We start from the raw sequence: 19522 nt of genomic DNA on the forward strand, positions 1-19522 counted from the left end.
TGTCATTATCGAACCAATCTTTAACTATGATTAAAGAGTTTACCAAATTTTAAACTCTTTTCATAAAGCTATTGAACTTTCATTACTTCAAAGAATAAAAACAAGCCTCTATTAAAAGGCTTGTTCATTTTGTAATCTACTGGAAATCAATATTAAAAATAGATTAATTTTGAAAAGCACCAGTTTAGGACATTACCATAACTAATTTTCTATATTAATTTTATCAATTATCCTTTTAAATACAATACTATCCGAAGGATGTGGTGCATAATTCAAAACAATTTCGTTTTGTTTATTTAGAATTATATACCTTGGAATCGAATGAACTTTTAGATATCTTCCTAGTGGTGAATTTGTACCATTAATAACCAAATATTGGTTACGAACATTAAGATAGCTTTCAAGTTCTTTTGATTTTTTTAACCATTTTTTTTTATCTTCATCTATAGATAAGTAAATCCATTCTACGTTATTTTCAACTGATAATTTATCTTTAAAACTATTAGCTTTTGTTATTTCGGTAATACATGGAGGGCACCAACTTGTCCAAAAATTTATAACTCTTATCCTTTTATTGGAACGGTTAAAAATTTCGCCTAATGTTAAAGTATCACCATGTTTACTGAGTAATTTGGTGTTTAATGCTGGTTGAGGAAACTCTAATTCAAAGGAATTTAAATCTTCTATAATATCTTCTATTTCCTTTGTATACTCTGAATCTGGATATTGTTTACCATATTCGTGAATTTCATTTTTAAAAAAAGAAACACTTTGTTTACTATTCCCAAGGCCTCTCCAATGATAAACAGTAATGAGAGAAGCCATTGCGTACTCCTTGATTTTTTCATCAAAATTATTTTCTATAACAGCTTTTTCTGCCAAAAATTTTTCTTTGGAATAACTTGGATGATCTGAAGTCGCAAAGTAATTTCTTATAAGTCCTGATAAAGCAGGTTTGAAAGAACCTATACTTAAATGGCTCTCATCCTTAAAATCATCTATTGTAATGTCCCCTAAATAGTCTTTAAGATTAAACAACTGTTCTTTACTGCTATGCTCTTTTTGAATAATTGTAAATAATTCCTCTGGGCCAGCCAAGTAAAAAGAGTCTCCATTTTTTTGTGTTCTGGGGCTTATTAATTCATAAAGGTGCGAATATTTCAAACCAGACGCTACAAAATCAATAAATGACTTTGATGTGATATTATGCCTCCTTACGTATTTATTAAAAAAATCTACTTTTTTTCTGTAAATAGAGTCTACCCTGGATTTATATTCTATGATACTGCCTTTATAAGGATTGTGTATATATCTTGGAGTAGAATCTCGTAAACTTGAATAAAAGTTATGTTCAGCAGCTTTTTCTCCCTTAATGCTAAATCGCTTATTTTTAATTTCAAAAATTATCGTATCATTTGGTTTCGCCATAAATGTAGCACGATAATTGATATCTTTGGAATATGAAGTCAAGTGTAAGAGTTGCGGTTCTAAAATAGAATCGATCTCCATGACTATAGAGTCACCAATCACCTTTTGGTCTGTTATGCAATTTCCATGATTAAGTGAAGCCGAAGACGTGTTGAATACATTAAAATGGTTAAAAGGTATTAAATCATCTGTTTTACCAATAATTAAGACTTTTCCTTTTTTTACATTATTTATGTCTTTAATCTTTTGATGATTGCTATTGTTTTTACTATTACAGCTTAAGACTACAATAACTATTACGATATTAAATATTATCTTTCTCATTGAAATATTAAATATTGTTAATACAGGTTAGTAGTAATTACATTCATTAATATCAAATATTATTTTGGCACTTGGTAAATTAGTTTTGGTTTTGTTTGTTTAAAATTACTAAAACAACAACTTTTTTCTTAAAAAAATTCAAAGATGACCTCGTTTATATATCTTGGATAAACATTAACTTAATGCTAACAAAGGACTAAAAGTTCTTTTTCAAGATTGAAACTGATTACTTATATAAGATTAAGAATAGCTACTACATCTCTTTTATTATTTCAATAGCTTTTTCTAATAATTCATCTCTTCCATTTTTTATACCTTCTACTGTTGGTTTTATTTCTATATCTGGAACTATTCCTATTCTTTGAGTTTCTGTACCATCAGGATAATAAATTCCAACTCCAGAAATAGCAGTTAATAGTCCACCAGGTAAATATAAAGAAGAAACACTCCCATCTGTTCCTGCTGTAGTACTTCCAATTATTTTTGTTTTATTTCCTGCTCTAAATGCCATAGCTGTATACTCTGCTTGACTTTGAGTAAATTCATTAACCAAAACTATCAATTTCCCTTTATAAGTTTCTGTTGGCTTTGGAATAAGTGCCTCTTTTTTAAAAACAAATTCACCAGGGTTGTTTATGTTGAAATTTGTAAACTTAACAAAAGGAGTTGGAGAAGACACAAAATAAGACCCTAAAGTAAACGGCACAAATGATGAAGGATAATTTCTTATATCTATAATAATTCCTTTAGTGTCTTTAAAAATTTTCTTTATGTAAGGGATATCTTCTTTTTTAATAAATTCTAAATTTATATAGCCTATGCTATCTTCAAGAAATTTATAGCTTTTTTCTCCTGTCCATTTATACCATCTAATATTCAAGTCACTTTCTTTATAAAGAAGTAAATTGCTTTGTTTTTTTTCATTGTTCGAAATATAATTAACTCTAATGCTTTTTTTATTTGAACGCAGTAAATCTCTAGATATATCTCTCATTTTAACAATGTTATTTGAGGAAGGATAAAAGGAACTAATACTATCAATTAAAAAATCTAAAGGTTTTCCATTTATACTTGTAATTACATCACCAACTTCAAATTTAGAAACGCTTTTAAGCTCAGGGTTATAATAATCAGTAACAACTAGTTTCTCTTCAATAAATTGAACTTTGAAAGGTGGATAATAACTCCCTCTAGTGTTTTGTATATTATTGAATCCTACTCTAGTTGTGGCATGTGTGTCATTAATAGAATCAATAGTAAGCTTCTCATTTCTTTTTAGATTTAAGCAATAAATATGCTATCCAAAAAACAATAATGATAGCGATTACATGTCCTATGACATCTGCTGCCTCATATGTTGGCAGGCTCTTCATTAATACGATTAGAGAAATAAACCCTCCAAGTAATAGTAGTATTCCTAATACTGTCTTTAATAATTTCATTTTGTTATTTTAAATTAATTATGATTTTTACTCAACCCCTAAATATAAACAAACATATTTTACCGTACATATATGTTCTGCTGTTTTTTAAACAAATAGAGCAAATTTGTTCTATGGCTAAAAAAGCAACAAATACAGTTGATGCTGAGATTATTATTAAATTGGGTAGACGCATAAAGTATTTACGAACTAAGATGAATATGACCCAAATGGATGTAGCCGCAATAGTAAATATTGATCCCTCAGCAGTAAGAAGATATGAAAAAGGTAGAGTAGAAATGGGCTTTACTACATTGATGAAGTTCGCTGAAGCTTTTGAGGTTACAGTAAATGACTTGCTTTACCCAGAAGAAATAAAATAACATTTTAAAGTAGTGATTATTTGGACAGTCATTAAAATTATATCTTCTCTTCTAAAGGTTTATTCCTTTATTCTACTATTTAAAAAAGCTTAAAAAGTAATGTATTGTATTACAAGCATTGTTTAAGGTAACACCCCTTCTTTAAATTCAAATAAAAAGTTGGCAATTTGACTTTGCCAACTTGCCAAGTTATTATTCTAACCCTTCTCTAAAGGACCTAATCTTCAATATATTTACCATAAAAACATCAACATAAAAGCCTTATTTGATTATTACTTTTTTAGAAAACGAATTAAGTTTGGTTTTTAGTTTAATAATGTGTACTCCTGAGGTCTTATTTCCTTCAATATTATATTCAATAAAATTATCATTGGTTTGTACCTTAAACTTGAACAAAGACTGACCTAAAATATTAAACATTTCTACAGAATTTATAAATAGAGAATTGGGATTTAAAATGACAATTTTATTATTAGAAAAATAAACTTCTATATTATCATTATTAGAAACTATAGAACCTAGTGTCTCTCCTTTAAAGAAAGTAATTTCAAACCTATCAAGATGCTCTCCAGCAATTAAGTATACTTCATAATTAGAATCTCTAAGATCATGGTATATTTCCAATTCTTTGTCATGTAGATATATATTCCTTTCCTCAGTCACATTCTCCAAAGTATCTATTTTAATATTAATTAAACCTTCTTGACTAATTTTAACACCTATTGGTAGTTTTTGCTCTTGATTAAAATTATCTACCGCTTGAATGATGTACTTATCATCATTAATGACCCAAAACATATCCTCTGTATTGTCTTCTATAAGAAATGCATCATATCCTGTATCATGACTTTGAGTGGCATTTTGATCAACTCCAACCAATAACTGTCTATAATATCCTTTAGGAGAATCAAACATTAGTCTTATTTTCTCTCTAGTATCCATATTTACTACCCTGGTATTTTTGCTTTCTTTTTTATTATTACCACTTCTCATAAATAAAGAGGGATCCGAGACTTCTGTTTTAAAAATACGTTGACTATTCTTAAAAGTCACTGTGCCACCTGTACCAGCTGTAACAAAAAATCCTTGACCTACTGGAATATATTGTTGAGGTAATTTTGTGCCTATAGCACCAGAGTTATTAATACGAACATCATTGGAAATTGCTACAGTTCCTCCCATCAAGTTATAGGCAGCATATCCACCTTCATAATCTCCAAGATTATGTGATTTATTCGCAAAGTGATCCCAAAAATATAAAGTACCATTGATAATATCAGTATCAGCTCGTCCTCCATTATTATTAATATTATCCAATATAAATTCATTAGCATCAATAGCGGAAGCATATGGATTACCTATAAGATAATCGTTACCAGGCGAAAGTGTCAAAGTAATATCACCATTATTGGGTTTTCCGTTAAACACATAGTTCTGCTCTTCTATAAAAGAAGATGAGCTATTTTCTACCCCTTTCATTGTGTAACCCTCACCAGGCTGCAAAATGCCATTACTACGTATATGCTGCCATGAAGGATAGTTGTTACTTATCAAATTAGCATATTTCCAAATCCAATAATCCGCAATACCAATAGGTGATCCCGAAGTCCCATTGTATCCAGATGTAATCCAATTGATACTAATTGGTGAAGCCGCATTACTTCCATCTTTAAGTACATCTTGAACAGTATAGTTATTATTATTAGTTGTTATGTTACTTACACCAACAGGAGCTGACCAATAATTGTAGGTATAAAGATCTGCTGTCCCTTGTTGGTCTCTCTCTAAAATTCCCGAGCTTGTAGGGTCTAAATCACTGTTTTCTCCCTGAACCAATTGAGATTCACCCTCCAAATCAATTTTTCCATCTAATTTTAAATACCAACTGTTGTATAGTTCTACATCTCCATTTATTACCAATTCTACGTTTGGGTATATTAATAAGCCCAATGATCCATGCCTACTAGAAGTTGTTATATTATTTTTTACAGCAATAATACTCCAATCTTTATTATTGGGCTCATCTTCAATATCCCAAACGTTTCCATGCAGCCAACTAGCCTGAGAAGTCCATAAGCCATCAGTAGCTGTTTGATATGGCATTGGTGCTGTTTGTGGTTGAATACTGGTAATGTTATGCATGGTCGCCATATAATCATTAGACGAAAAATCACTTGTTCTTCCATACGAAATAATATCAGTCATTGGATAATATGCAGACAAGCTTGACCACAAAACTGTTGCACCTGTATTAAAATCTACTATTTCTTTAGGAACTATCTTCCCTATAAGATTACCGCTATTATCTTGTATTTCCTGATATACAATTTGTTGTAATTGATCTTCTGTAAGACTAACATTAAACACACGTACTTCATCTATAGCACCTTTGAAATAATTAATGCTAGAACTAGAGGCTTTCCCTATGGTAAAAAGATCAGTACTGGTGGTTAATCCAGAAGCTAAGGTGGCGTGCCCTGAAGCTCCTTCTTCTTCTCCATTAATGTACACTTTGTATTGTTCACTTATTGCTAAAGAAGCATCATAGACAACAGCAATATGTGTCCATTGATCTAAGGTTAATGCCGTTGAAACAGGTAGTTCTAAAGTACCTGAATTTAATTGAACACGAACATTGTTTGTGCCACCGATAACTCTAATTTCCATGTCTCCTTGGCTTAAAACCATTCCTGTGTTAGTGAAAGTAGAATCTAACTTAACCCAAGCCATATAGGTTCCTTGTGTTGTTCCGCTTAAATTTAAAGAACTATCTATATAATCATCCACCCCATCAAAATCTATAAAGGCTATTGGTGTTGGTGAATTAAATTCTATATTACCGTTACAGGCTGATGTAAGATCGTTTATGTTTGATGGAACTGTTACGTCTAACAAAATATCTATATCTTCCGTACAGCCACCACAAACGGCATCAAAGCCTCCACCGTCATCTATATCGAAAAATTTATGGCCTGTAATGGTCGCATTTGATTGTAACTCTGCATTATTACGGACAATTAAGATTGAAGTATCGTCATTACCAATCATGTCATTATTATTCAAAACAAAGTTATCTGCCAATATCATATCATTATTATAAAATGTATTAGCTCCAAAATTTATTCCTCCATCTATAATTAAAAGGCCTTCATTATAAAAATCCCCATTCAAAATTAGATCATTATGAAGATAAGTAACGCAAAGGTTTTGTAATCCACTGGCTCCTCCAGTACTTACATCTCCAGTAACGACTTCTAAAAGTCCACAATTTTTGAGTATGTTGTTTGTAGACACACTTCCTTGAACAATAATTTCGGCATCTGAATAATTAGTAATTGAGACTTGCCCCCCTACAGTTAAATCTCCTCCTACATTTAACGATCCTGCATTATATATGTCCGTAGATCCTCCTGGAGCTAAGTTTAAAGGAAAGTTAGCTGTTGAAGTAGTGTCTATATATACAGTTGTTCCAGACATACTTGGCGTATTGGTTAAAGTAACATCTCCTTCGGCAATTAATGTTCCATTAAGAGTACTTATACTTCCTGTATATGATACTCCTGGAGCAACATAAAGGGTTCCTCTAATGGTGCCAAAATTATCTGCAGAATTATTTGCCAAAATACAAATTGACTGGCCTAGAGATGCACCAGTCGGTGCTACTATAGGGTTACCTAATGCATCCTCCCATCCGGTAGCCGTATAGGTATATGTGCATGTAACTGGTTGACCTGGAGAACTAAATGTGTTTCCATCACACGTTTGCGCTTTAGCAAAGAAAAACGTGCTAATAAATGACAATGCAAATAAACTTGACTTTATAAATAGCTTCATTTCAAAAAAGTTAACAAGCAATTGACATCTTACTTGATGGCTAATATATTTATAAAAAACGATATAACACTTATTTAACCGATGTAATGTATGTTATTTTAACATTAGCGTGAGAAAATTCAAATTTCTTTTAAAATGCAATTTGTTTTCTTGTAAATCTTTTGATGTGAATTCTAGTAGCCACTAAGTTTACCAATTTTTATTATATGTTTTATTTGTGGTGGGTTTATTGTTAAAAAAACAACAGCTAACTTAATTGTTAACTGTTGCTTTTAAAATAACTAATAATCTATAATCACATGCTAATTATAACGTTGCTAATGATATTATAGTGCCTCCCACAACTTTAGATGAAACATTTAGCTTCTAATATGTTAATATCAATTGTCAAATTAAACCTGTTCTCTTATCATAAAGTGGTTTTTAACCATAAGTTATAAGGTTCTTCTTTGATGAATTTTAGCCAATCGTGAAAATCTGTCGTTTTTTTTGCTAACTTTATTATGAAATCCCTCTAAAATGAATAAAACTAAAAACAGTTATTTTCATAACTCACATGCGTCATATAATTTCCCTTGGGGAGATTTATACTTTTATGAAAATTTCATAATTTCAGAGATAAGTGAAGGATCCGTTATAGGAGAGTCACAATTTATGGAAGCCATGAACCTAACGAATGATTACTTTGGAGTTGAAAAACCTTATGGGTTAATCAGTAATAAGGTTAACTCTTACTCAATTAATCTGCCTGAATTAATTCCCATAGCAAGAAAATTTGGTAATCTAAGACTAAATGCTGTTGTCCTTTATTCTGGGATTGGATATGAGAATTTTGAAATTGAAAAACGTTTATTAAAATTTAAAGGAGAGGTCTTCTTTAATCTAGACCAAGCAATTGATTGGATTACAAAAGAGCTCCAAGTTTAACCCTACTAGGGATTCCAAAGGTGACATATAACAAAAAAGGCTGCAAATACAGCCCATTTTTTATATCCTAATATGAATAAAATAATTAACCTATTTATTGTTGGTTCATTTCCATGTTAATCACTATCTCTACTTCATCACCTAAAGTAGCTGTTTTACCTCCCACTTTAAACAATAATCTGTCTATGGTGCCTGTTATCTTCAACCCTGCTTTAAGCTTTTGATTTCTCCTATTGGTGATAATCCCATTAACCTTACCATCTAAAGTAACACTCCTGGTAACATCCTTAATAGTTAAATCCCCTGTTAGCTTAAAAGTCTTTTCTCCAGTCATTTCTACATTAGTTGTTTTAAACACCATAGTAGGGAACTTCTCAGCTCCAAAATAATCATCACTTCTTAAATGCTTGTCCCTGCCATCATTATCCGTATCAATACTGGCTATTTTAATTTCTACATTAAAATTTGGATTGGAAAATGTATCATCTGCTGTAGCTTCAATATTGAAATCACCAAAGTTTCCAGTAACTTCAGATATCATTAAATGAGTAATATTAAAGCTCACCTTTGAATGTGCCTTATCTGCTTTCCATGTAGATTGAGAAAAAACAATGGAGGAAACTGTAAAAAATAACACAGTAAATAACTTTTTCATAATGTTTGATTTTATTATTAATAGATACAAATTAACCATACTATAAGTTTATATTCTGTTAAGAATATATTAAAGATTACATTTAATGTGCTCAATTAAAAAAATATCAGCCCCTAGAAAGGACTTTGCTCATTTATTCTTTTTCCTTAGATTTTACTGTATATCCCTAAATTTATCCATCTCCTTAACAACCCTACTCTCAACTACTTTACCATAATGATCCTGTGTAGTCTGTAATTTAGAATGACCTAATAGCTTACTCACAATCTCCATTGGTAAATAAGTATACTAATACTGTAAGATTATTATGTAAATTTGAAAGAATCTGTATAATTAGGCTAATAATAGTTTTATTTCATTAAACACAATAATTATTATGGAAAAATCTATTACATGGACGGAAAAGCTTTATAAAGGACATTGGCTAATGGATCTAGGTTATCGTGATTATATTGCTGCTCGTTTTTTACTCAATAATCATTTAATAATTCAAGGACTAACACTTGCTAGTACTTCAGTTGAAAAATATCTGAAAGCAATAATTGTATTTAACCTCAAAGACAATGAAAGATATCATTACCATCTTGATAGATTTGAAGAATTGAAAAATCTTCTATCCAAAGTAGGCAGCGATATAACTGAAGAATTTGATGCAGTTTTCTTAGAAATATTGCAAAATTCATTTAAAATCAGATATTACGACAATATTAAAAAGCCAATCTTTATAGGCTTCTACATAAATCAGCTAATTGGTGAATTAGATTATACTATTGACTTTATGGAAAAACATATTGATAACTCAAAAAATGGAGGGGAATCCATGTCTAGATACTTTGATGCCATTAAAAATAATGATTCACATCTTTATGAAAACAACTTCATCCTGAGCAAAGAGAATAAAAAAGACTTTATGGAAAAACCTGATATTGGATTTTCAATTAATATTCGTATTGGATCAGTAATTCAAGATGAGGGTATAGTAAAAGGTGGAAGTACTAAAAATAAGTATGAAGGTCAAATATCAAAATTCACAGAGTTTACACAGAATTTATTTTGAATAAATAACGGGTAAAAGCGTGTGTAATTCTCTTTTGAAGTAAAACTAGCCACCTCCCTCCAATCTATTCATCGCATTACTAATCTTCTTCTGAACCACTTTACCATAACTATCCTGTGTGATTTTCATATTACTATGACCCAGTAACTCACTTACAATCTCCATTGGAACATCATTATATAATAACACCGTACTTGCAAATGTTCTCCTAGCCATGTGGGTTGTCAATCTTTTGTCTATCCCAACAATGGATGCTATCTCTTTTAAATAAGAATTATAACGTTGGTTGCTTATCCTTGGGAATATAAAATCATCATTGCTATAGTTATTTAGTATTATGAGTGCCTTAGGTAACAATGGTATTGATAAACTTTTAGAGGTTTTCTTCCTCTTCATTTTAATCCAAAGCTTATTATCAAACCCTTTTACAATATGATTGTGTTTCAAATCCATTAACTCATTATAAGGCAATCCTGTATAACAACAAAAAATGAATAGGTCTTTTACAAATTGCAATCTAGTTTGGTTGAACCCATATTCTTCAAGCTTTTTAAGCTCTTCTGGAGATAAAAACACTATTTCCTTCCTTACCGTTTTAGATTTAAAGAGTATAAATGGGTCTTTGTCTAAATAACCTTCAGCTACAGCAACTTTAATAGGTTTTCTAAAACGCTGTATGGACTTATTGATAGTGATTTGAGCTTGTTTCTTCTCTGTTTTAAGGTAATACTCAAAATCATTAAGAAACTGTAACTTCAAGTCTTTAAGTGGATAATCTGAGGTTTTATACTGCCATTTTATAAAGGATTGCACATGGTTTTTTACATAATAGAATTTATTCCATGTAGATTCCACAATATCAATCCCTACAAGCGTTTTAAGCCTCTTTAAGTAACGTTCAAAATATTCAATAGTATTGTGGTCCTTGGCTATTTTCTCGCCTTTATAGGTCTTGTAAATGTCTTCAACTGTAAAGTCATTTTCCTGTACCTGTAATACTAAAAAAGCCTGACTAAGTTTTGTCTTAATCAGGCTCAATTGTGTGTTTATCAACTCTGCATCAGGTTCTGGTGGTTTGACCTCCTGTTGTTTGTTGTTCCAGTTTTTAGGGTTTATGAATAATCCTGTGGAGAATTGTTTTCTATTCTTTGAATATGTAAGCCTACAAGTAACTCCACAGAGCCCTTTTTTATTTGTTTTTGACTTATTAATGGTATATAATATATTAAGTTTCATAATGTAATTTGTGTTAAATAACGATGGGAGTCTTTTTAAAAAAAAGGGAGACCCAATAGGAGTCTTTTTTAAGAAATAACCCAATAGATTTGATTCTTTGAAGTAAAATGCAACTAATGCAATGAATGTAATTAAAATGCTAGGTTAATGCATAAAAAAAGTCCAAACTACAATTGTAATTTGGACTTCACTGCTCCTCCTCTTGGGCTCGAACCAAGGACCCTCTGATTAACAGTCAGATGCTCTAACCAACTGAGCTAAGGAGGACTGTTTTTCCGCTTTTGCGAGCGCAAATATATATTATTTTTTATATACTACAAATATAATATTTAAAAAACTTTAATTAAAAATGGCCTTAAAAATATCGTTTCCATTAGCAAAAAGTACTAAAGCAATTAATATAAAGAACCCTACCATTTGTGCATACTCCATAAACTTATCCCCAGGTTTTCTTCCAGATACCATTTCGTATAATAAAAACATCACATGTCCTCCATCTAGTGCTGGAATTGGCAATAAGTTTAAAACGCCTAACATAATAGACAAAAAGGCTGTAATACTCCAAAAAGATTGCCAGCTCCATGTGTCTGGGAAAATATCAAAAATAGCTTTAAATCCACCAACACCTTTATAAGCGCCAGTACTAGGTGTAAAAATTAGTTTTAGTTGCATCCAATAGGAACTAATTTGATCCTTAAATCTTGTTAGGCCTACGCCTATACTTTCTCCAAAGGTATATTGTTTTTCAACGATATTATAGTATCCTAATTTTTCAATATCACTATAGGTTCCTCCAGAAATGATACCAAGTTTACCATTGCTATCAACTTTTAAACTTCTGGTTATTTTCTTACCATCTCTCAAAAGTTCTGCATTAACTGTTTCACCTTTAAAATCTTCTACTATATTTCCAAGCTGATCAAAATACTTCAGCTCTTTTCCGTTAATTGATACAAATGCATCTCCTTTCTTTAAATCTACATCTTTATTTATTAGCGTATCTACTACTTTTGCAATAATAAAAGGGGTTCTTAACTCAAAAAAACCTCTTTCTTTACTTGAGCTTAATCTCCCTAAAAAGTCTTCTGGTAGTGTAATTTTTTGCTCAACACCATCACGCTCGATAGTAATGACTTGTGCTTCTATAAAATATTTTTTAAGGTCAGAGTAATTAACTATTTTATTATTATTAATAGCTAAAACATTATCACCTGTTTGTAGTCCAAATTCTTTTAACAAAGAATTTTCAACTAAATACCCATCTTTAATGCTATTTGCAGCGATGTCTGACTCACCATAACCATAAGCCATAAAAATGTAAATAATCGCTGCCAAAATAAAGTTAACCGTTACACCACCAAGCATAATAATTAAACGCTGCCAGCTAGGTTTAGAACGAAACTCCCAAGGTTTTGGTTCTTCAGCCATTTGCTCCTTGTCCATACTCTCATCGATCATCCCTGAGATTTTTACATATCCTCCTAATGGCAACCACCCAATTCCGTAAACGGTTTCTCCTATTTTCTTTTTAAATAGCGAGTATTTTATATCAAAAAACAAGTAGAATTTTTCTACTCTAGTTTTAAATAATTTTGCTGGTATAAAATGTCCTAATTCGTGTAAAACAATTAGTAATGAAAGGCTCAATAAAAATTGAGATATCTTAATAACAAACTCCATCTAATCTTTGTCAAAATTTATAAACGCACAAAAGTAAAACTTTAAAGCTACATTATAAAACATAATAGGTTATCATTAACGTTTCTTTATCCTTTTTAGGTATGATTTAATAGCATTTTTTAGTGTTTGTCCGTATTTTTGCATTTTGTAATCACAATTAAACTATAAAGTGATAAAAAATGCTAGAGTTTTTTAAAAAATATAAATTCTTCGGAATAAGTCTTCTAATTTTATCTGTTATCTTTATTTCGATTTTCTATTCCATTTTAAAACCCAAAAAAGTACTTCCTGTATATCAACCAGCACAAGTAAGTACCGAGTTGGTTGACACAACTATTCAATACCAAAAAAAATATCATAAAATAGCTGATTTTAGTTTGGTAAATCAAAATGGTAAAACCATTACACAAGAAGACTATAAGGACAAAATTTATGTAGCCGACTTCTTTTTTACAACGTGCCAAACCATTTGCCCAATTATGACCAAAAACATGCACGAAGTACAAAAAGCATTTATCACAGATGATGAAGTGATGATACTTTCACATACGGTGACTCCTGAAATTGATACTATAGCTCAACTAAAACGTTATGCAAAAGAAAAAAATGTAAACGCATCTAAATGGAACTTGGTTACTGGTGATAAAAAACAAATTTACGAACTTGCTAGAAAATCGTATTTAGCAGTAAAAGACGATGGCGATGGTGGCCCTTTTGATATGATTCATACCGAAAACTTTATGCTTATAGATAAAGAGCGTCAAATACGAGGGTTTTATGATGGTACAGACATGGAAGAAGTGGATCGATTAATTGATGATATAAAAATTTTAAAAGCTTCCTATAAACAATAATCTTTTTATTATTTTTGCTTCTTTAAAATGAATCTAAATAAGGATGCCCTTAACAATTGCTGATTTAAAAAAAGGAGAACGTGCTACTATCATTGATAGTTCTTCAGAAGATATTCCGTTAAAACTTCTAGAAATGGGGTGTTTACCAGGAAATGAAGTGGAGTTATTACAAGTAGCGCCTTTTCATGATCCTATATATCTTAATATTAATGACAGTTATTTAGCGATTAGAAAAGAAACTGCAGCATTGATTTTAATTGATATTATTAATGAGTAAACAAATAAATGTTGCGCTAATTGGAAATCCAAACACAGGAAAAACATCTGTTTTTAATGCGCTTACAGGGTTGAACCAAAAAGTAGGAAACTATCCAGGAATTACAGTCGATAAAAAAGAAGGCATCTGTAAACTATCTCGAGGTGTAAAAGCACACATTTTAGATTTACCAGGAACATATAGCTTAAATGCATCGTCATTAGATGAAAATGTTGTTATTGAATTACTGTTAAACAAGAATGATAAGGACTACCCTGATGTAGCAGTTATTGTAAGTGACGTTGAAAACTTAAAACGAAACCTGCTTCTTTTTACACAAATAAAAGATTTAAAAATTCCTACCATATTAGTCATTAATATGGCTGATAGAATGTCTCGAAAAGGAATTTCTTTAGACATAAAACTACTTGAAAATAAACTTAACACCAAAATAGCTTTAGTCAGTACACGAAAAAACGAAGGTATTGGTGATTTAAAAAATCTAATTGAAAACCATAAACTACTATCAACACAACCTTGTTTAGATACTTCGACAATTGATACCGAATATTTTAACAGCCTAAAACAAGCATTTCCAAATCAAGATCTATATAAGCTATGGGTAGTTATTAGTCAAGACGCTAATTTTGGAAAAATTGACAGAAATGAACTTGATTTTTCGAAATTTAAGACCAAATCTAAAAGCGAACTAAAACGTTTACAGCAAAAAGAAACTATTAAGCGTTACCAATTTATTAATGGCGTTTTAAAAGAAGGGCAAACTATTGATGCTACTAAAGCCACAGGTTTAAGAGCACAATTTGATAGAATTTTAACCCATAAAGTTTGGGGTTATATCATTTTCTTTTTCATTTTACTTACTATTTTCCAAGCCATTTACGATTGGGCAAGTGTCCCAATGGATTTTATAGATAGCTCTTTTGCTTCCTTGGCAGACTGGATAAAAGCGAGCTTTCCAGGTGGAGGAAAACTAACTAATTTAATTGCCGAAGGCGTGGTTGCTGGTATTGGTGGTATTGTAATTTTTATTCCACAAATTGCTTTCTTATTCTTATTCATTTCAGTATTAGAAGAAAGTGGTTATATGAGTCGTGTCGTGTTTTTAATGGATCGTGTTATGCGTCGCTTTGGACTTAGTGGAAAAAGTGTTGTGCCTTTAATTTCTGGTACAGCTTGTGCAATTCCAGCTATTATGGCAACGCGAAATATTGAAAGTTGGAAAGAGCGATTAATCACAATTCTAGTAACACCTTTTACAACTTGTTCTGCAAGACTTCCTGTATATTTAATTATTATTGCTTTGGTAATTCCTGAAGGTCGTTTTTTAGGACTAAGCTATCAAGCTCTGGCTTTAATGTTATTGTATTTAATTGGTTTTGGAATGGCTGTTTTTTCGGCATACATTTTAGATAAGATTTTAAAAACCAATAGAAAAACATTCTTTGTTATCGAAATGCCAAGTTATAAAGTACCATTGTTTAAAAATGTGGCATTAACGGTTCTAGAAAAAACTAAAACCTTTGTGTTTGAGGCTGGTAGAATTATTTTGGCTATTTCTATTGTGCTTTGGATTATGGCATCATATGGTCCAGGAAAAGAGTTCAATAATGCCGAAACTATTGTAGAGCAAACCTATCCAGAATTGCAAGGTGAGCAACTAGAAAATAAAGTTGCTGCTTACAAATTAGAGCACTCTTTTATTGGTATTGTTGGTAAAGCCATTGAGCCTGCAATTCGTCCGCTTGGATACGATTGGAAAATAGGCATTGGTATTGTAACCTCTTTTGCTGCACGTGAAGTTTTTGTAGGCACATTAGCAACTATTTACAGCGTTGGTAGTGCTTTAGATGATGACGATAAAACCATAAAAAACAGAATGGCGAAAGAAGTTCATGACAATGGCGACAAAGTATTTACGTTAGCATCAGGAATTTCATTATTGCTATTCTATGCTTTTGCCATGCAATGTATGAGTACCCTTGCCATTGTAAAAAGAGAAACCAATACTTGGAAATGGCCAATGATTCAATTATTTGGTATGTCTCTTATAGCTTACGTAGTAGCATTAATTGCTTTTCAAATTTTAAACTAATGAATATACTTTTTCAAAATATTTTTATTGCAATTATCGGACTCTTTGCCGTAGTCTTTTTAGTTAAAAAGTTTATTTGGAACCCTAAAAAACAAAACTCTAAGTCTTGTGGAAGTGATAGTTGTGGTTGCTAACAAGTATTAAAAAAGCCTCCAGATTTGCGCCACTAAAAACGTCACGATAAACCCTAAAATTACTGGTAAAATTGAAGCCACAGCTGTCCATTTAGCACTTTTGGTTTCTTTATAAATGGTATAAATAGTGGTGCTGCAAGGATTATGAAGTAAGCTAAAAAGCATTAAATTAATAGCAGTAAGTAATGTCCAACCTCCAGCTCTTAAAACATCTCCAGTTGCACTGATTGAGTCTAATTCAAACATGACTCCTGCGCCTTCTCCTCCAGACATTCCAGTGGCTAAAACTGTAAGCATTAAAATCGTAGGAATTACAATTTCGTTAGCTGGAATAGCTACAATATAAGCTAATAAAATAACACCATTTAATCCCAGTAACCATCCAAAACCATCAAACGAATCAATTAACCATGCTGCTATACTTACATCTCCACTAACATGAATATTACAAATTAACCAAATTACGGCACCAGCTGGCGCTGCAAAAACAATGGCTCTCCATAACACAATTAAAGTTCTATCAATTAAAGAGGTGTAAAGTGTTCTCCAGAAACGAGGTGGTCTGTAAGGCGGCAATTCTAAATTAAACGTTGAAACTTCTCCTTTTAAAACTGTTTTAGATAAGCCCCAAGATGTTAAAAACATAAACGCCATTCCTAAAACTGCAATTCCAATAACCGAAAGTAACGCTGCTACACTTGAAAACGATGAAGGCACTACAGCTCCAATAAAAATAGTCGCAATTAGTATTTGCGTTGGCCAACGACCGTTACAAAGCGAAAAGTTGTTAGTAATGATGGCTATAAGTCGTTCTCTTGGACTATCGATAATTCTAGTGGCTACAATACCTGCGGCATTACAACCAAACCCCATACTCATAGTTAAGGCTTGTTTGCCATGAGCTCCAGATTTTTTAAATAAATTATCTAAATTGAAGGCTACTCGAGGTAAATATCCAAAGTCTTCCAACAATGTAAACATTGGAAAAAAAATAGCCATTGGTGGTAACATGACTGCAATAACCCAAGCGACTGCCAAATACACACCATCAATTAAAAATCCATCGAGCCACCAAGGCATTCCAATATTCGATGCGCCACTTTTTAGAGCTGGATGAATGGTATCTAACAGCAAATTAGCCAACATAGATGACGGATAATTAGCACCTATAATAGTTAACCATAAAACCACTCCTAATATGAGGAACATGATAGGAAATCCAAAGGTTTTACTTGTTACAATTTTATCGATTTTAGAATCTAATCGAAATCTCTTTTTACCTTTTTCAGTCTGTACACTATCCCTAACAATATTGGCAGCATCAGCATAAATACCTTCGGTTAAATTATCATGAAAATCGTCGCCAATTTGCCAACGTAATTCATTTGATAATTCTATAATATGTTCTATATTTTTTTTACTCATTACTATACTAATTCTCCTGTTTTTAAGGCTTCAATTATTTGCGAATCGCCTTCTAGTAATCTAAAAGCTATCCATCTGCTATTAGCTATTCCTGGAAATTCTTTTTCAATTTCTTTACTTAGTTTCTTGACAGCTTTTTCAATATTTGGAGATACATTTTTAATACGATGTGGTTTACATACAATAGTACCATTAGCCACTTCAGAAATAGTTTGAATTAGCTCAGGGATGCCTTCTTTATATCTTGCACTTGTAGCTACAACAGGAATCCCTAAGTCTTTAGCTAATACTCTTTGGTCAATAACAATGCTATTGCGTTTAGCTTCATCCATTAAATTAAGACACAACACAGCTTTGTCTGTTATCTCTAATATTTGAAGCACTAAATTTAAGTTACGCTCTAATCTATTAGCATCAGCAACAATTACGGTTACATCAGGTCTCCCAAAGAGTAAAAAATCTCTTGCCACTTCCTCATCAGTTGATGTGGATAATAACGAGTATGTTCCAGGTAAATCCACAAGTTTATACTTCTGTTCATTATACTGAAAGCCGCCTTCTGCTCTAGTGACTGTTTTTCCAGGCCAATTTCCAGTATGTTGACGCAATCCTGTTAAAGCATTAAACACCGTACTTTTTCCTGTATTTGGATTTCCAGCTAAAGCCACAACAAAGTCAAAATTTTCGGCATGGATTCCTAGTTTTTTTAAACCCTCAGCATTAAAATGTGCACAGGTTTCGCAAGCACTTTTTACAACTTTAGTCTGCATGTTCTGATTTTTTAATAAGAATTTTTGATGCTTGATCTTTACGTAATGCTATAGAAGTCCCTTTTACCAAATAAGCATGTGGTTCGCCTAAAGGATTCAATAAATCTATCTTTATTTTCGAGCCTTTTACAAATCCTAAATCCAATAAGCGTCGTCTGCTTTCACCTCTACTTTCTTTTGAAATTCCAATAATTTCGGCCATTTCATTCTCCTGTAATCCTGATAACCTTGCAATATTTTCTTCAATGACTACTTCCTTTTCTATTGGTAATACTGTAAGGTTTGATGCTACAATTGGTGCTAATACAAATTCTTCGCCTTCAGAATGAAATACAATACGTGTATTATTATTTTCAACCACTTTAAGCAAAGAGCCAATGTGAATGTTTTCGGCTAAAATTTGTTTGTAAATCACTTCTGGTTCGTCTTCGATATGTGTAATTCTAGCAATAGAATTCACAGGCAACCTTGGTAATTCCACACCTTCAATATCTGCGATTTTGCCTGTTTTTGTTGGAATAGGGTCGCCATGAGGATCAAACTTTGGGTTTCCAAGTTGGGAAGCTAATTTGTTAGTCTCATCGTGACTTAACTTGTGCTCCATTCGTTCAGCTCTGTCATGCCATTCATTTTTATGAAATCCTGTTTTATCAGCCAAATAGCGTTCCCACAGACGATGTACTCTTATAATTCGTAATGCGTATTCATGACCTTCTTCTGTAAGTTTTAAAGCATCTTTATCAAAATACACTAGGTCGTTGATCGACATTTTTTTAATCGCTTCAACAATTCTTTTGTTTTTAAAGTTTAAGACTTCAACCAATGTTCTGGTATCTACTTTATTTCCTGAGTTTTCAAAATGATAGAGTTGCTTTAAAATGTCTTCAATAATTACTTTTTCGTTGCTTTTAAAGTTTTTTTGAAGTAACCAAAACCATCCTTTTGTTGGTCTGAATAACAGAAACAGCAGAATGGCTATTCCAAAAAATATGATCAATGCTGATATTGGGTTATAATCGTTCATC

General features: G+C 31.7%; 13 protein-coding genes, 1 tRNA gene and 1 pseudogene. 6 read left to right on the top strand and 9 right to left on the bottom strand.

Annotated elements, in window-relative coordinates:
* Positions 1-201: 201 nt before the first annotated feature.
* On the bottom strand, positions 202-1752 hold the full coding sequence (locus tag E5167_RS10210; protein ID WP_136843722.1) for a TlpA family protein disulfide reductase: 1551 nt from the start codon (positions 1750-1752) through the stop codon (positions 202-204).
* Between the two features lie 253 nt (positions 1753-2005).
* On the bottom strand, positions 2006-2746 hold the full coding sequence (locus E5167_RS10215; protein ID WP_239021981.1) for a S41 family peptidase: 741 nt from the start codon (positions 2744-2746) through the stop codon (positions 2006-2008).
* 561 nt (positions 2747-3307) lie between these two features.
* Between E5167_RS10215 and E5167_RS10220 the strand changes: the two genes are divergently transcribed.
* Entirely contained in the window at positions 3308-3556 is a 249-nt protein-coding gene (locus E5167_RS10220) for a helix-turn-helix domain-containing protein (protein ID WP_169301414.1), read from the top strand.
* 261 nt (positions 3557-3817) lie between these two features.
* Here E5167_RS10220 and E5167_RS10225 read toward each other — a convergent pair whose 3' ends face one another.
* The gene (locus tag E5167_RS10225; protein ID WP_136843728.1) at positions 3818-7390 is read right to left on the bottom strand and encodes a LamG-like jellyroll fold domain-containing protein; all 3573 of its coding nucleotides are present in this window, start codon (positions 7388-7390) and stop codon (positions 3818-3820) included.
* A 519-nt stretch (positions 7391-7909) separates the two neighbouring features.
* Here E5167_RS10225 and E5167_RS10230 point away from each other — a divergent pair.
* The gene (locus tag E5167_RS10230; RefSeq protein WP_136843730.1) at positions 7910-8317 is read left to right on the top strand and encodes a hypothetical protein; all 408 of its coding nucleotides are present in this window, start codon (positions 7910-7912) and stop codon (positions 8315-8317) included.
* A gap of 94 nt (positions 8318-8411) precedes the next feature.
* Here the strand turns inward: E5167_RS10230 and E5167_RS10235 are convergent, their stop codons facing one another.
* Positions 8412-8972 carry a YceI family protein gene (locus tag E5167_RS10235; RefSeq protein ID WP_136843732.1) on the bottom strand — a complete coding sequence of 187 codons (561 nt, stop codon included), beginning with the start codon at positions 8970-8972 and terminating at the stop codon, positions 8412-8414.
* 376 nt (positions 8973-9348) lie between these two features.
* Here E5167_RS10235 and E5167_RS10240 point away from each other — a divergent pair, with 376 nt between their 5' ends.
* On the top strand, positions 9349-10029 hold the full coding sequence (locus tag E5167_RS10240) for a HEPN domain-containing protein (protein WP_136843733.1): 681 nt from the start codon (positions 9349-9351) through the stop codon (positions 10027-10029).
* A gap of 45 nt (positions 10030-10074) precedes the next feature.
* Here the strand turns inward: E5167_RS10240 and E5167_RS10245 are convergent, their stop codons facing one another.
* The 3 genes from E5167_RS10245 to rseP all read right to left on the bottom strand — a co-directional run bounded on the left by E5167_RS10245 (position 10075) and on the right by rseP (position 12945).
* Positions 10075-11265: a site-specific integrase gene (locus E5167_RS10245; RefSeq protein ID WP_136843735.1), complete on the bottom strand. Its 1191-nt coding sequence runs from the start codon at positions 11263-11265 to the stop codon at positions 10075-10077.
* 193 nt (positions 11266-11458) lie between these two features.
* Positions 11459-11532 (bottom strand) — tRNA-Asn (locus E5167_RS10250).
* Between the two features lie 72 nt (positions 11533-11604).
* On the bottom strand, positions 11605-12945 hold the full coding sequence (gene rseP, locus E5167_RS10255; RefSeq protein ID WP_136843737.1) for an RIP metalloprotease RseP: 1341 nt from the start codon (positions 12943-12945) through the stop codon (positions 11605-11607).
* Positions 12946-13124: 179 nt separating this feature from the next.
* Here rseP and E5167_RS10260 point away from each other — a divergent pair, with 179 nt between their 5' ends.
* From E5167_RS10260 to feoB (E5167_RS10270), 3 genes are read left to right on the top strand one after another with little or no spacing between them, the layout of a single operon-like run.
* Positions 13125-13799: an SCO family protein gene (locus tag E5167_RS10260; RefSeq protein ID WP_136843739.1), complete on the top strand. Its 675-nt coding sequence runs from the start codon at positions 13125-13127 to the stop codon at positions 13797-13799.
* Positions 13800-13842: 43 nt separating this feature from the next.
* Positions 13843-14076 (top strand): FeoA family protein, encoded by a 234-nt coding sequence (locus E5167_RS10265; protein WP_136843741.1) that lies wholly within the window; start codon positions 13843-13845, stop codon positions 14074-14076.
* On the top strand, positions 14069-16168 hold the full coding sequence (gene feoB / locus E5167_RS10270) for a ferrous iron transport protein B (RefSeq protein WP_136843743.1): 2100 nt from the start codon (positions 14069-14071) through the stop codon (positions 16166-16168). The genes E5167_RS10265 and feoB (E5167_RS10270) overlap by 8 nt, the downstream gene beginning before the upstream one ends.
* 140 nt (positions 16169-16308) lie before the next feature.
* On the opposite strand, the pseudogene feoB (E5167_RS10280) reads toward feoB (E5167_RS10270), so the two are convergent.
* A pseudogene (gene feoB / locus E5167_RS10280) lies at positions 16309-18497 on the bottom strand (ferrous iron transport protein B).
* On the bottom strand, positions 18487-19521 hold the full coding sequence (locus E5167_RS10285) for a metal-dependent transcriptional regulator (RefSeq protein WP_136843747.1): 1035 nt from the start codon (positions 19519-19521) through the stop codon (positions 18487-18489). Before E5167_RS10285 ends, feoB (E5167_RS10280) begins: the two are co-directional and overlap by 11 nt.
* Position 19522 lies beyond the last annotated feature (1 nt).

This window comes from Pontimicrobium aquaticum, assembly GCF_005047595.1.
Lineage (GTDB): Bacteria > Bacteroidota > Bacteroidia > Flavobacteriales > Flavobacteriaceae > Pontimicrobium > Pontimicrobium aquaticum.